The organism is Granulimonas faecalis, from assembly GCF_022834715.1.
Classification (GTDB): Bacteria; Actinomycetota; Coriobacteriia; order Coriobacteriales; family Atopobiaceae; genus Granulimonas; species Granulimonas faecalis.
Window position 1 is genome coordinate 1362288 of sequence record NZ_BQKC01000001.1, and the last position, 15038, is coordinate 1377325.

Genomic DNA, 15038 nt, shown 5'->3' on the forward strand with positions numbered 1-15038 from the left:
GTCCTCCTTAGAAACCCAGGGTTGTCTGGTCGGTCTTCTCGTCGTAGCGACGGCGGGCCTCGGCCTGCCCCGCGATCTGGGGCCAGGCGGTGACGAGGTTGTTGTAGAGCAGGGCCTCCGACGCCCAGCCCTTGCGGTCCGCCAGGTTGTACAGGCGGTAGGCCAGGGCGCGGGCGTCCTCGGCCTCGACGGGCGTGCGCTGGGCAGCCAGCGCCGAGCACCCCTCGATGCCGCCCTGCTCGAGGTCGCGCACCAGGGCCTGGCAGAGGAGCCAGTCGTTGGAGAGGTCGACGCCCCGCTCGGGCAGCTCGCTGCGCCCCAGGAGGCGCACCTTGCCCCGGGCCGCCTCCACCATATGGGCGTCCACGAGCTTTTGGAGCTCCACGTTCTTGGCCCGGGCCAGCACGTCCACCTCTCCGTAGGGGGCCGCGTCAAAACCATGGGAGCCATAGAGCTCCACGCAGAAGCGCGACGGGGTATCCGTGGCGTCGCCGGCGTCGTTGAGCACGGCGTCGAGCTCCTGGTTGATGAGGGCCAGAGCCGAGCGCACACCCATCTTGGAGCCGTCGCTCTCGAGCACGGCGCCGGCGGCGGAGAAGACCGCCATGCCGGGGCCGATGGCGCACTGGGCCATGTCCACGGGGGCGAGGTTGGAGGCCTGGAGGTCGCGCACGGCCGGGGCCAGGTTGGCCCGGAGCCTGCGCACGAAGTCGCGCCGGGAGAGGGGCGCGGCGTTCTCGGGGCGCTTGCGGCATACGAGGACGATGGAGGATGCGAGGGCGTTGGTGCCGTTAGAGATGGTTCGGCCCGGTTTTTCCGATCGCATGGGCCATGTTCCCGTAATGGCAAAACCCGCCTCGATAATGGCCGAGAGCATCGTCTCCCAACCGGTAGAAGCAGTGGTGTCCTTGGCATCGCCAACCTGCGAGTCGCTTTGCTTAAAGGCGTAATAGATGGTCACCGGCACATCATCGCGGGCGTAATCGCGAATACGCCGGCACACATCAAGCATGCCGCTTTCAAAAAACTCTTTAGCGGCCTGCGCCGAACCATCATGACGGTAGGGCGTGGCGATGAGCTCCTCCGCCTTGGGAACAAGCATGGTGGAAAAGAGCTTGGGATACGTAGATTTGAGGCTCTGGCGCAGCCACACGTAGAAATAGTCAGACAAATCCGCATAGCCGATGTTGTCATAGTAGGGTGGATCGGTTGAGACCATAATGTTTCGATATGACCCATCACTGCACGCATCACCTTGCTGCGCGTGTCCTTCTATATCCCCCACTGCTAGTCCAGAAAATGACTTAATCATTCTCGAAAATAGGTTTTCGAAACTACCAGAAGAAGAGCAGAAAGGGTTGCTCTCAGCATAATCCCAGGTCATTGGAATGGCCTGCCTAGAAAAGGTGCTTCTTAACTGAGTATTCGGGGAATTCCAGCCGCATATCGAAGAACCGTGGTTGGCCATCTGATCGACCACAAAGGCCAAGTACACCCCCACCGCCTCGCCGTAGGCGGTGGCGCCGGTGCCGCCGTCGGCGAGGCCCACGCCGTCGTCTGCCATGCCGGATGCCGCGGCGTCCAGGCGGGCTTGTTCCTGGGCATCCTTGACCAAGCCGCTGAAGGTGGTGAGGGCCGTCAGCTGGCGCGGGGTAAAAAGGTCCTGCCATTTCAGCATGCCATAAGTCTGCACCCTGAAACCCAGGGCATGTTCTGGAAGCATACTCTCTGGTGCATCTTTGGGCACTGGCAGGTCTGCCGCTTTAGCCTGAACCGTGCTTGGAGCTACGTAGGCGCGACCATGTTCACCCTCAGCCACAACGGCCATGAGGGACGAGCCCATATGCCCTTCCTGAGCCTCTTGTCTGATGTAGTCGAACTTGATCGGCTCCCCACAGTGGACGCACACGGCGCCCTTGCGGTCCACCATCCCCTTCTCGGTGGCCTTCCCAGGCTTCACCACAAAGTCCAGCTCGCCCTCCTCGTTGTAGAAGGGCTCGGCGTGCCACTCCTTCCCTTTCTTCTTGGAAAGGTCCCAGCTGCGCACCAGCGGCGTGGTGTGGCGGCACGCCGGGTTGGGGCACGTGACGGTGCGGGCCCACAGCCATGCGATCACCGTGGCCATGCCACCGCCCTGCTCTGCAGGGAGCTCCACCTTGGGGTACAGGTGGCCTATCTTTTCCCACGCGCGCTCGCGCATCCACTGGCCGTAGTAGTCCACATCGGCGGCAAGACCGGTGTGGCCCTCCCAGACATCCACCATACGGTCCTTGCGGTCCCGCGGGTTCATGGCAGGCAACCCCTCAAAGCGCGGGGGAATCTCTATCTGGGCCTTGTTGATGGTGACGGCCACGGGGTTGAGGTCCTGGGCATAGGCCTTGAGGCCAAGGCGCTGGGCCTCAAGGGGGATGGCGCCGCCGCCGGCAAAGGGGTCGAGCAGGGCCGGCACGTCGTCCCCCATGGAGCGCCGTATCTCGGCCTTGGCGTCCTCGAGGGTCTTGGGGTCGTTGGAGTTCTCCCACACCACCAGGCGTCTGAGGATGTCAAAGAGACGCTCGCGCTCGGCGTCCTGGGCCTCGGCGGTGGGAAACTCCTCCGGGTGAGACGACGGGTCGTCCACCAGGGAGGACCAGATCACGGCCCTGGCGCAGGCCAAGGGTCGCCGGGCCCACCACAGGTGCAGCGTGGAGGGGTGGCCGTGGCGGATGGACTTCTCGCGGGCCGTCGCCGCGTTGATCTCGTCCAGGGGCAGGGCCACCTCGATGAGCTTCTTCTTGGGCGTGGACTCAGCCATAAAGGTCCTCCTCATGGAGGACCACCGTTCCGTCTTCCATGAGTTTGCTGACGTCGTAGTTGACCGAGACGACGGAACGGTCCACCTCCTCGTTGAACGGATGTTTGATATAGACGAGCCTCCCGGCCCCCACAGTGCCGCCCTCCTGGGGCACCACCTCGCAAACGGCCAGGATGAAGTTGTCGGGCGCGTTCAAGGCCTTGAGCACCTCGTTGCGGGAGAGGGTCACGGTCGTAGACCCCTGGATGCGGCCCTTCACCTCGATGAACCGTTGGACGGGCTGCCCCGGCGCGGGCACCAGGCCCTCCGGGGGCCGGGACAGCACGTCAAAGCCGCAATGGTCTGCAGAGACGTCCACAGGCTCAAAGCCGAGGGCCCGCTCGGTGGCCATGACGGCCCCCATGGCGCAAAGCTCCACGACGCGGCGCGCCTGGGCGTCGGCCGCGAGGCTGGCGGCCATGGCGGGCGCCTTGAGCGTCTCCACGAGGGCGCGGGGCACCACAAGGGAACACCCCACCACCTGCGGCGACACGGGGAAGATCCGCAGCTCCTCATCTATCTCGGCAAGACGGGTCGTGCGGCGCCGCTCGAGGTCCTTGGCGCGGTCGCGCCAGAACGTGCCGTCCGCGCCACGGGAGCGCATCTCGGCGCTCTTGACGCCGCAGTAGCGGATCTCCTGCGTGAGACGGTGGTCTACGGCCGCCCGCATCTTCTCGAGGCGGGGCACGCGCAGCGCCTTGACCGCGTCCATATGGCGGGGGACCACATCGCCCATGGCACGGGCACGGACGGCCTGCTCGCTCACCGTGGCAAAGGGGCGGCGCTCCCTCAGCCATGTCTCCAGGAGCTCGAGCTCGTCCTCGGTGGGCGCGCTGCAGTCCAGGTACGGGGCATCGCCGCTGTCAAAGGTGCGGCCATCCTCCGCCATGCCCACAAAGCAGAGGTTGCAGGCCACTGCATGCTGCTCGCCCGAGGCTGTGCGCCGGCCGTCGCAGATGCGGTCCTCCACATAGAAGAGGGCGTGAGGCTCGGTCTCGCAGGACCCCTCGTCGATGAGCACGGCCCCCTTGTGGAGCAGGTTCCCATGCAGCGCGAGCATGGTGTCAATGACGGCGTCCATGAGGGGGTGGCCCGGGTAGACGAACTCTGCATCCGGGGCACCGGGGACCTCGGCGAGCCTGCCGTCAAAGCACACCCGCGTATAACGGGGCAGCAGGGACCGGGCACCCTTGTTGCGACGGTCGCGTTCGAGCATCACGTCGGGCGTATGGGTGACCTCAAAGCGGCCGGGTTCCCGCTCCACGACGCGTCCCCCGAGGCGCTCGACGGCATCGCAGAAAAAGCAGGCGACGTAGTGAGGCTGCAGCCGGCGGGCCTCGGCGAGCTCCATCTCCTCGCGCACGCGGGCCACCGCGGCCTGGTCCATCACGTCGTCGGTGAGGGCGTTCTCGACAAGGAGCTCCTTGAGCCTCTCCTGGTCGAGCGCCCCCTCCACGATGCGGTTGAGCTCCTCCGCCCGGGCGGGGTCCGAGCCGTAGCGCACGGCGTCCTTGAGGAGGTCGGCCAGACTCCTATCGCCAAAAGAGACCTCGCCCAGCACGTCGAAGACGCGACCGCCCAAGACGCCGCGCTCCACCTCGAGCTTGTTGAGCAGGCGCTCGTAGACCTGGCCCTCCCGGGTGCCCCCGGCCACGAGGTTCCACAGGTGGCAAACCTCGGTCTGGCCGATGCGGTGGATGCGGCCAAAGCGCTGCTCCAGCTTGTTGGGGTTCCAGGGCAGGTCGTAGGAGATCTCCAGGTGGGCCTGCTGGAGGTTGATGCCCTCCCCCGCAGCGTCGGTGGCGAGGAGCACCTGGACGTCCTTGTCGTTCTTGAAGCGGTTCTCCGCCTGGCGTCGGGCGTTGCGGCCCATGCCTCCGCAGATGACCTCCACGGCGTCGCGACGGCCCAGGAGCTGGCGGATGTTGGAGGCCAGATAATCCAGCGTGTCCTTGTGCTCGGTGAAGATGACGAGCTTCTCGCGCGAGCCGTCTTTGGCGTACATGGCCGGCGCGTCCTGCAGCAGCCGGGAGAGCTCCTGCCATTTGCGGTCGTCCTTGCTGCGGTACACGCGGCCCGCAAGGTCCACCAGGCGGTCGAGCTCCGCTATCTCGGCCACGAGCTCGGCCTCTGTCTCGGCCGCCGTGACGCCGGAGGTGGAGTCCTCCAGGGTGTCGAGCTCCTCCTGGGAGAGGTCCTCGTCGTAGGCCGGACTGTCCCAGATATCCGCCGAGACGCCCGGGGCTTCCTTGCGGGCCCTCCCGGCCTTCATGTTGGCCAGCTCCTCCTTGAGGCGGTCGCGGCGGCGGCGCAGCGAGCTGAGGATGGCGGCCGGGGACGAGGCGAGCCGGCGCTGCAGCACGGTGAGGGCAAAGCCCACGGAGTTGCGCTTGGCACCGTCGCCGATGGAGTCAGCGCGGTTGAAGCCCGTGCGCACGTATTCCGTGACCTCCTGGTAGAGCTCGTCCTCCAGGAGCGTGAGCTCGTAGCTCACCGTGTGGGCGATGCGCTCAGGAAAGAGCGGCCGGCCCTCGAAGGTGAGGAGCTCCTCCTTCACCAGGCGCCGCATGACGTCGGAGACGTCGGCGATGTCGGCGATGTCGGGCTCGCCATGGGCGGCCCCCTCAAAACGGTCCGCGTCCACGAGGGCCATGAACTGCTGGAAATCCTTCGGCTTGCCGTTGTGGGGCGTCGCCGTCATGAGGAGCAGGTTCTCCGTATGCCCGGAAAGGAGCTGGGCCAGCCTGTAGCGCGCCGTGTACTTGACCTCCCTGCCGTACACATGGGCGGCCAGTTTGTGGGCCTCGTCGAATATCACGAGGTCCCACTGGCAATCCTCCACGAGGGACCCGATCTCCTTGTCCCGGGCCAGGCGGTCGAGGGAGGCAATGGCGAGGTCGTGGTCCAGGAATGCGTTGCGCCGGCCCGAGGCCTCGAAGGCGTCCCGGGTGAGGATGGCAAAGTCGAGGCCGAACTTGTCGAGGAGCTCGTCCTGCCACTGGACGCAGAGACTGCCGGGGCACACGACGAGGCACCGCTTGAGGTCGCCGCGCGCCATCATCTCCTTGACGAGAAGGCCGGCCATGACGGTCTTTCCCGCGCCAGGGTCGTCCGCGAGAACGTATCGCAGCGGCAGGCAGGGCAGCATCTTCTCGTAGACCGCGCTGATCTGGTGGGGCAGCGGCCGGATGCGGGAGGTGCGCACGGCCAGGAAGGGGTCCTGGGTGGAGGCGAGCGAGATGCGCAGGGCCTCGGACGCGAGTTTGAAGTCACCACCGTTGGCCGTGAAGCCCCAGGAGCTCTCCTCGATGGAGAGCGTCTCGACGTCCTCGGCAAAGAAGACCCGCCCCTCGATGGCGCCAGACGACAGCCTATAGGTGATATTTGCCGATATGTCGCTGTAGGGTTCAACCGAGACGACGCTGACGGCCTGACCGGGGATGAGGCCGATAAGCCGGCAACCAGGGGTGATGTCGGCTAGGCGCACCATTGGTACGCCCCCGCGGGAACGATCAGAGGCGCGCTAAGACTGCGACGCCCCCCCCCGTATTACATACGATCATTGAAGCCATGGCGTGTCCCCGTCTTTATTCAGGTTCGTACAATCAGCCATAATACATCGCCAAAAGCTTAATCCAGACGGCGATGCGGCATAGCCCCGCCGACCGGCCACGCGTGACAATGGTACCTGGCCCATCTGTCACTTCGTATATTGCGTTGTTGATGAATTTCTACCTGAGCGCAAACCTTTGGCAAAAGAAAAGCCCGACGCATCGGGCTTTTCCAGGTGTCAGCCGAAGCCTTCCACCGCGATTAGTGATAATTTACCACGAATAGCGGTCGACGATCCCCGACTTACTTCCCGCTCACAAACTGCCGCAGGGCACGCAATTTACCTCGCGTGTTCGTCTTGATGATCTTCGAATACACGTTAAATGGCAACTCGGCACGATACTTCTCAATTGCCGCCTCATACCCCGCAATGAACTGCTTGCACTCCGTTTTGGTGAAGCACATGCACCGCATGAGATAAACCAGCAGGACGACATAGTCGGTCACATCGGTAAAATCGATCCTGTTTACGCCTGTCTCTTGTTTGAGAAACTGAAATAGTTTCAAGCTGATAGATCCGGACTGGAAACGCACGTCAAGAACCACCCCGTTGTGGGCGATTGCGTTTCGAAAATCCTTAAGTACATAAATCATCTCTTTAAGACGCAGCTCCGAATCGAGGTTCGTCGGCATGCTGAGGTCTTCGGCTATCTCCGCCTTTACGCGAGCATCGAGGCACTCATAGAAGGTGCCGAAGTTTCCCAACGTCATAACCTCAAAAATCGCCCAGATAGGAATGTCCTTATCGGAGTCGCAAAAATGACCTATGACATCTCGCTTCCTATACCGGTATATAATTTCATCAATCTCTTGGCGGAGACGCTGGCGCCTTCCCCATGCCTCGCGGTAGTCCCGACCTGAATAGGTCCGATAGTCGGTAAGACTCTTTCCCCAGATATCTTCAAAATAGGCGGAATCCGAGTCCTTGAGCACGGCCTCCAACGTGTAGTTTTTAAGCCCGGTTTCGATAGACATCACGCGGGGATAGAAAAGCGCTTTTAGATGAGTATCGAAATCGTATAGGGCCGCCACTTGGGAAAAGTCGGTTATTGGCAACCGATTCGACGCCTTGTGGGCAAAACGATACCCCTTGTATCCGTGGTAGTATCCGATGTTCTTCAGCTTGCGCTTCTGTGAGGAGCCCCCGATGGAGATGCCGCTGTCGCGGAGATGTTTCATGAGCGAGTTGAGTGTCTTAGGCAAGCTGGCTCTCGATTCGATGGAATTCAAACTTCTCTGCTGTACCCAAAATAGCGCATCCGTCGTCCAACATGCTTATCCCTACTCCACCGCCTCAATGTAGCGGCTCAGGTGCTCCCTCAGCGCAGGGTCGCACACGTAGAGGTGCGTGCCCTCGATGCCCCGGGTGAGAAGGACGTAGTAGATGTCGCGGATGAAGGCGAGGAGCTCCTCCGGGTCCATGCCCTTGGTCTGGCCGTTGGTGTCGTAGTAGTTGTCCTGCACGGCCTCGATGCGCCCGGCCTGCCGGTTGTAGACCAGGTCCTCCCCTACGATCACGTAGGCGTAGGAGAGGTCGTAGCCCTGGATGGTGTGGATGCACCCAACCTCATGGGCGACGGCCTCGCTCTCCATGCCTTTACCCACCCAGTTGTCCAGCGTGGTGTTCCAACGCTTGTCCACGCCTTCGATGGTGATGTCGTAAAGCGACCCGTCCTTTTTGGAGGCCCACCTCCACGCGTAACCAGCCACCATGCGGGTGAGCTCGGCCTCGGCCAGGTGCTCCTCGAAGCTGCGGTCAAAACCCTCGAACGTCCGGTGCAGGCAGAGCTCGTAGTCAGGGAACGATCGCGGCTCAGGCCGCTCGTTGTTCAGAATCGCCTCGACGTAGTCCAGCAGGGCGTCCCCCGCCTTTACGCGCATCTGTCGCCCCAGGGAGATGGGGTGCGCAAGCGAATCGCCAAGCTTCTGCCGCACGACCTGCTGCGGGATGTCGGCCGGGCCGATGCTCTGGCGGTGGTCGTAGAAGAAGATGGGCAGCCGGCACGTGGCGAGGACCCAGTCGAGCTGCGTGGTGTTCTCCGCACTGCGGCCGAGCGCCGCGCAGACGTCTTTGAACGACTTGCGGGCCACGATGTTCTTGTAGCGACGCAGGCGGTGGGACTCGTCCACCAGAAGGATGTCGATGTTGGGCACCCCGTCACCGGTGAAACCGTTCTTGGGGCTCACGAGGTCGGCAGGGCCGATGACATCGGACGCCTTGAGGCCCGGCACCGTGCGAAGGGTCTTCTGGAGCGTCTTGCGAAGCGACGTCATTGGCTCCAGCAGCTTGATCCTCGCCGTGGGGTTGCCGTTCTCGTCCACGTAGTTGTCCTTGAGCATCTTGAGGAGAAAGACCGCAAGGACCGTCTTGCCGGTGCCGGGCTTGCCGTCCACCACGATGGGTCTTACACGCTCCTCGGACCCCTCCATGGCACCGGTTACGGCCAGAAGGATCTTCTCGAGGGCCACCTTCTGGTCAAGGTTGAGCTCCTTGTACGGGGAATACTTGAAGACCTCTGTCTCCTGGATCTGGGCGACGGTGTGGTTGGCCAGGTGCATCTGGCGGAGCTGCTCCCAGAGGTCCTCGAACATGGCCTCGTACTCGGCCCGGGAGTAGTAGTCGGACTCCGTCATGCCACCGTTGCCGTTGGTGAGCTCGTACTTGCCGTCGGCCGCCATGAGGCCGATGAGGCGGTGCTCGTAGTCGGTGACCACCGACTGGTTGAACTCCGGATGGGAGATGAGGTTGGCGCGGTTGAACAGGGACTTCTCGGGGTTCTTGCCGTGCTCGCCCATGCGTCTTGCAAAGCTCGTGGTCTGACCCACATAGGCTTGCTCGCCGTTGTCCAGGATGTAGACGGCAGGCCAGTCGTACAGGAGCTTCTCGTTGCCGATGAGGTCCTCGTCGAGCACGATGCCCTCGCCGATGACGGCGTCGGTGATGTTCTGAGCGTCGGAGAAGCTCATCTCGTAGCACCGGAACGGCTCGCCTCTATGCGGGGCGAGCGCGCTGGTGCCGGTTTCGATGGCCTGCGCCATGGCTAGAGCTCCGTGTACTTGGCCGCGCTGCCGCGGGACTTGTCTGCAGGATAGTGGCCCTCGTTGAGGGCGAGCTTGTCGGCGATGAGGGCGGCGGGGTCCTCGCCGATAGCGTCTGCCAGGTAGAGGCAGTAGATCATGACGTCGGCGAGCTCCTCACGCACCTCGTCCTCTCGGCCAGCAACGCCGGTGTCCGGACCGCTCCAGCGGAAGGCATCGAGCAGCTCGGCCGCCTCCACCGAGATGGCACAGGCCAAGTCTTTGGGAGTGTGAAAGCGGGACCAGTCGCGCTCGTCGCGGAAGGCGCGGAGCGCGGCGACCTGGTCGTCCAGGGTGGTTCTGGCCTCTGGCGGCATGCCGGCTCCTTCCTTGCGGCGGGGATGCATCCGTTTGGCTACCAAGTGCGTAGCGTGACACATATCGATCGAGGGGTCATACAGCCGGCCCGTCATCGCCTCGAAGAATCGGCCCAAACAGACCTACAGATGGGTCGTCCAAAGTCCCCACTATGAGGGCCCGATCGAGGAAACGGTTTCCTACCTCGCAGGAGGTCTCTGGCACAAGGGCGCAGTTGTAGCAGGCAGCCAGGTTGCAGGAATCGGGACCTTGACCTTTCGACTCTATGCATACCGGATCGCCCGAACACCATAAAGCGTCCTCGAGCGCCCGGCGAAAAACGTCCTCGAACCTGCCTGGTCGACCCGTTCGGACAAGACCGCCGAGAGAGCCTTCACCGGTCTCGGAAGCTGTATAGATGAGCAAGCCGTGCATATCGTCATGTGTTTCCTGACCGTCTGTCAGGAACCTTTCGCAATAGACTCTCTCCCGGATGGAGGAAGCAGAGTAACCGCAGACCTCGCTGATAGCCAAAAGAAGGAGATGGGCGAGAGTGTGGGTAATGACAAACTTGGGGTTGATAGCCCGAGCGTCCAGCCTTCTTCGACGCCTCGATCCGTCAAGTCTTTGCTGCATGATCTCGACACGCGTTTTCACCGCGGGGATGCCACACAGCCCCTCGAGTGTCTCCCCATCAATTTCTAGGAATATTCCTTCCCCGACGTTTTGAACCGCCAACGTCCAGTCCAGTTGTTGCTTAGACAGGTCCCCCCTGCGCTCCCGCATCGACTTGTCCTCGTTTCCTTCAGGACTAAGCCTTGTGAGGCCCACAAGCGCACGAGTCACTGTGAGGGTCTCAGCAAGAGTAAAACTCGACACCTTCCCTTTCAGAAACGGCGAGTCAAAATCCCCGATGTCCACCGCATTGCCGGAAAACTTATCATTCTTTACGACATCGGGATATTTAAGGGTCAGATACTCCTCGTAAAGATAGTCAGCCTCCGTCTGCTCGGCATCGCCCACATCCTTGAACTGCTCGTAGGCGAGAGCCAAGGCATCGGGTTCAACAGGCGCAGTTTTCGCTATGAGCTCGAAGCCTTTGCGGAGCATCCCGCTATTTTCAAACTCCTTGAGTATGTCGAGACTATTTAACAAGATTGTCTTGGCCCTTTCCTCGACGGGACCAGGTATCAGGACCGAACTGACCGTGTCGTTGTAGCAGACATTGGAAGCGCCCATGACCGCAACCCGAAGGTCGCCCGTCTCACAGTCACAGCTTTCAGATTCTTTTCCCAGCCAGGGCCTGCGACCTCTGCAGTGGTACTTGATTCCCCCTGGCCCATATGGGTCCATAGCACCTTTAAGCGTCCTCGTCTCGCCGCATGTGCATTTATAGCGGATATCCCCCATGGTCCCGATTCCGCCACCGGTCTTTCTCGTGACGACGTGCTCTGGATCACCAGGCCAAATATGCTGACCGTGATGAACCCATTCCATCACGGGAAAATCATCCACATGGCCATGGGGGCAAACGACAATAAACCGCTCGGGGACGAGGAGGCGGTGCTTGCAATCCGGGTTATCACAGGTAACCCGCGAGTTTTCAAATAGGCCGACATGGCGCATGCGCCCACATTTCGGGCAGTACATCCAGCCGGGGAACCTCACGACCGGAATGAACCCGTCATCTTTGTCATTCTTGAAAACCGGCGGCAAACGAAGTCCATTGACGCCGATACGCTTGCAAAGCCGAACGTCATGAACCTCTCCCAGCTTTCTTTCGTCAAACGCGTCGAGCCCTGCAACCATAACCACGGTGCTGGCGTCGCACGGGTAGATGGAGCCCACGCCGTAGGGACCGAGAAGCTGCCCCATCCGGATCTTGTGATCCGACTTCAGTCCGGCTTTGCCTTTTCCGCTTCTTGATTTCCTCGACACTCTCATCGACTCACCTCACCGGGTTCATGTTCAACCAGCATCTCAATACGATTTGATCATCCTCATGACACACTGCGAGTCAACGCTCCTCATCGACGTAGGGACCACGAACGAGTCCTCCCACTCATCTTTGACCTCAACCTCCGGGGAGCGCATGAGGGGACATTCGAGCTTTTTTGACCCAGAACCGAGTTCCATCCAGCGTCCATAGTTGGCATGCCGCCACCGATCAAGAATGGCCTGGATGTCCTCCCTGGTCCCCTCGCGCTCCTCTGGGTCGACCTTAGCCACCCTCTCGATCACGGCGTTGACGGCCCTGTCGAAGGCGGGGCCGTCCGGATCTGCAGGAGGTCGCTCCATGGACCCATCTAGAGCGGAGCGATAGATTCCCTCGAGGGTCCCAAACAGGGCGCGATTTCTCACCTGCCTGCAAAACGACGTCACACTCGAAGGCTCGACATTCTGATAGAAACTCTTATGGAACATCGCGAAGTTCTCGTAGTGGGACCTATCACGAGGCCGGGTGGGGCTGTAAACGACGAACACGATTCCTTTGGCATCACCACGCCCGACACGACTCGTTGCCTGAATGTACTCCGCAGTGGACTTCGGTTGCCCGGTTACGACCATGAGTCCCAAGCGACCAACATCGAGACCTACAGATATCATGTTCGTGGCAAAACAGAGGTCAACAGCGCCTCTCTGAGGATAGGAGACCGAGAGGCGACCTAGACCGGACCTCACCTCATCTGCGCTCTTTCGACCAGTGAGCTCGAGACCCTCGTTGAGCCACCTTATGGTGCCGTCATTTGATCTATTCCGGAGCTCCCTAAGGCGCTCCGGAATACTCCCTCCCATCCAGGTCACGGCCTGTCCGAGCTCTCTTGTGGTCCCGAAATAGCCGATGGTGGTCCAATACCGATCCCTCCACTCGTCATCCACGTCCTTCCAGGACGCAGGCTCCCACAAGAGGTCCGAGTAGAGCTGGATACTCGCGGAGGAATCCTTGACCGTAGGGACGAAAACCCCGACATAGCGTCTGCCACGTGCCCCGGTATCCTCTACGGCAAAGAAAGAATCTCCATGGTCGATGCCAGCGGGAGGGAATTGGAAGACGTTGTCCTTCCCACAGGCATACAGTTGGTTGCACTGCTCCTTTGCCCGGCTTACCGTGGCCGTTGATGCAACAATCTTGGGCTTTACGACGCCGTGGGGACCTTCACGCTCGCAAAGGGTCGATACCAAGGTCTCATAATGGCCGCACATCGACCCTAGAGGGCCGGAGATAAGGTGGAGTTCGTCCTGAATGATGAGCTTCGGGGCTCCCAGCATACTCCCGCCCTGAATCCCGAACAGCACCAGAGCTTCCGGGCGATATGGAAGCATAGCGAACTTGTCCACGGTACCGACCAGTAACGACGGCGGGCGTTCATATATATCTTCGTCAACGACATCGAGCGGGAGACCTTCTGCATCCGAAAACTCACACTCGCTGTTGGGGCAGGCAAAGACGATTCTCTTTTTCTTCCCATGTTCGATATAGGCCGAATCACGAACCTCCCACTCCTCCATGTCGGCCCCGCACCATGGGCACCTCCGCACCGGAAACGGATTCTTGCATTCCTTTGAGTTCAAATACTTGTTCAACGCGTCAGAGGCGTTCTCTCTGGTGTTCGGGCTCGCTTCACCACCAACCCACAGACCGATTCTGAAAGTCCTCTCACCGAGAACTTCGCGGCGACGTCTGCGCATGGACTCTAGTGCACAAATGAGTGACGAGGCTCGGTCGAACTGCTGAGATGTGAGCAAGCGCAAGGTGTAGCGCATGAAGACGGAAACGCCGCTCGCCGTGGTCCCGGAAAGCCTTTCATAAATCAAGGTAAAAGCAGTAAGACCGAGGTACGCCTCCGTCTTGCCACCTCCTGTAGGAAACCAGATGAGGTCGACGACTCCCCTCTCGCTGCAACCTTCGTCAACGATGGAACGAAGGTTCATGATTATAAATGCAAGCTGAAATGGCCTCCAACACCGGGGAGAATCAACGGGGGCGTCGAGGGATGCCCTCTCTCCGCTGACCACGCTGTAGTGTAGGTATTGCTCGTACATGGCCTCGTTGGTCATTACGAACGCGTCCCTTACATGTTCATCGTGTTCCAGCAGGTCGATGCCGTCCTCCATCCTGGCAAGACATGCCCTGCACTTCGATAGATTATTCGCCGCCGCATCACGATGCTCGTCAGGAAGCAGTCCGGCATCCCTCTCGACGCCCGCGATCCAATTCTTGTACCTATGACACATCTCTCTCATTGCCAGCAGAGTCTGGCACCATTGGTCAGGGTCTCCGAACGTCTTGAGCGGAAGTGCCAACCCCTCCATAGAGGGGTGCATGGGCTTCATCGAACGGGTTTCCGCCACGGGCATGACCTCGGTCTGGGCCCAGGTAACCTTCTCCCCCTCCTCCCACCGGGTGGCACACCCATGACCCACCGCGTAGTTCCTCACATCTCGGTAGATAAGGAGGTGCGAGGCCTCCTCTTCGGTGACCCCGGACCTTGTCGAATCTGACCAGACCGGAGGGACGAGCCCGAGCTCTGACACGACTTTAACAGAGGCTTGGAAGAAGCAGTTCTCACAACTGTCTCTTTTATTTTCGAGGTTGTTGCAGAGCGCCACAGTGACAACAATTCCCTCAGGGATTCTCCTCCTAAACACGACCTGGAGGTAAAGGGAGCTATCCACAAGCCAATGCCGCGAAGACCCCCCTGGCTCCCGAGGCAAGGGGAGCTCATCAAAACCCACATCGAAGGTCAATGGGACGCGTCGGTACCTATTGCCGGAGTCGCCAGCAACGGACTCGTAGCGTGCGCAGCTCGCGACATAGGACAGGCGGTCCCCATCACGCACTGCCACCGTCATGCTCAGGGCAGACTGCCTCATGGCATTCGACAGCGCTATGGGCTCGTCGCTGGCCCCCTCGATATCGTCCACGCCGGTTTCGACAATATCTAGGTGCTGCTCCTTGCCACTCGAAGTCTCTCCATAGTCACATTCTTCGGTTATTGCACTGTCGTCACCCTCGCACGCTTCTGAGGAGAGGTCGAGTCCCCGCGGGTGAAGCACACCTGCAGAATACCTAAGGGTCGGCGGGATCGTTATGACCTCCTTGGACGCGGCATCCATAGGCCCGACGAACTCCTCGAAGACCCTCTTATAAATACGGTCCCTAAGCATATCGTCAATAGACCCACTACCAATGATATCGGGCACTGTAGATCCCTCC

7 protein-coding genes are annotated in these 15038 nt (G+C 61.0%); all 7 read right to left on the reverse strand.

Annotation, left to right across the window (positions count from 1 at the left end; translation table 11 throughout):
- Positions 1 to 7: 7 nt before the first annotated feature.
- A complete protein-coding gene (locus OR600_RS06210) occupies positions 8 to 2794 on the reverse strand; it encodes a DUF1156 domain-containing protein (protein WP_265590835.1) in 2787 nt (928 codons plus the stop codon).
- Complete coding sequence (locus OR600_RS06215) at positions 2787 to 6323, reverse strand: helicase-related protein (protein WP_265590836.1); 3537 nt, start codon at positions 6321 to 6323, stop codon at positions 2787 to 2789. Before OR600_RS06215 ends, OR600_RS06210 begins: the two co-directional genes overlap by 8 nt.
- A 365-nt stretch (positions 6324 to 6688) precedes the next feature.
- Positions 6689 to 7648 (reverse strand): Abi family protein, encoded by a 960-nt coding sequence (locus tag OR600_RS06220; RefSeq protein ID WP_265590837.1) that lies wholly within the window; start codon positions 7646 to 7648, stop codon positions 6689 to 6691.
- A gap of 78 nt (positions 7649 to 7726) precedes the next feature.
- Positions 7727 to 9484, reverse strand: coding sequence for a DUF2075 domain-containing protein (locus OR600_RS06225; RefSeq protein ID WP_265590838.1), 1758 nt, complete (start codon positions 9482 to 9484; stop codon positions 7727 to 7729).
- Between the two features lie 2 nt (positions 9485 to 9486).
- Positions 9487 to 9840 (reverse strand): nucleotide pyrophosphohydrolase, encoded by a 354-nt coding sequence (locus OR600_RS06230; protein ID WP_265590839.1) that lies wholly within the window; start codon positions 9838 to 9840, stop codon positions 9487 to 9489.
- Between the two features lie 76 nt (positions 9841 to 9916).
- Positions 9917 to 11764, reverse strand: a complete 1848-nt coding sequence (gene drmB / locus OR600_RS06235) for an MrfA Zn-binding domain-containing protein (protein ID WP_265590840.1) — start codon at positions 11762 to 11764, stop codon at positions 9917 to 9919.
- Positions 11765 to 11800: 36 nt separating this feature from the next.
- The gene (locus tag OR600_RS06240; protein ID WP_265590841.1) at positions 11801 to 15025 is read right to left on the reverse strand and encodes a helicase-related protein; all 3225 of its coding nucleotides are present in this window, start codon (positions 15023 to 15025) and stop codon (positions 11801 to 11803) included.
- Positions 15026 to 15038 lie beyond the last annotated feature (13 nt).

Excerpts from the sequence above, each read along its gene's own strand:
- OR600_RS06210 (WP_265590835.1), bottom strand. The coding sequence starts at position 2,794 with ATGGCTGAGTCCACGCCCAAGAAGAAGCTCATCGAGGTGGCCCTGCCC.
- OR600_RS06215 (WP_265590836.1), bottom strand. The coding sequence starts at position 6,323 with ATGGTGCGCCTAGCCGACATCACCCCTGGTTGCCGGCTTATCGGCCTC.
- OR600_RS06225 (WP_265590838.1), bottom strand. The coding sequence starts at position 9,484 with ATGGCGCAGGCCATCGAAACCGGCACCAGCGCGCTCGCCCCGCATAGA.
- OR600_RS06230 (WP_265590839.1), bottom strand. The coding sequence starts at position 9,840 with ATGCCGCCAGAGGCCAGAACCACCCTGGACGACCAGGTCGCCGCGCTC.
- drmB (WP_265590840.1), bottom strand. The coding sequence starts at position 11,764 with ATGAGAGTGTCGAGGAAATCAAGAAGCGGAAAAGGCAAAGCCGGACTG.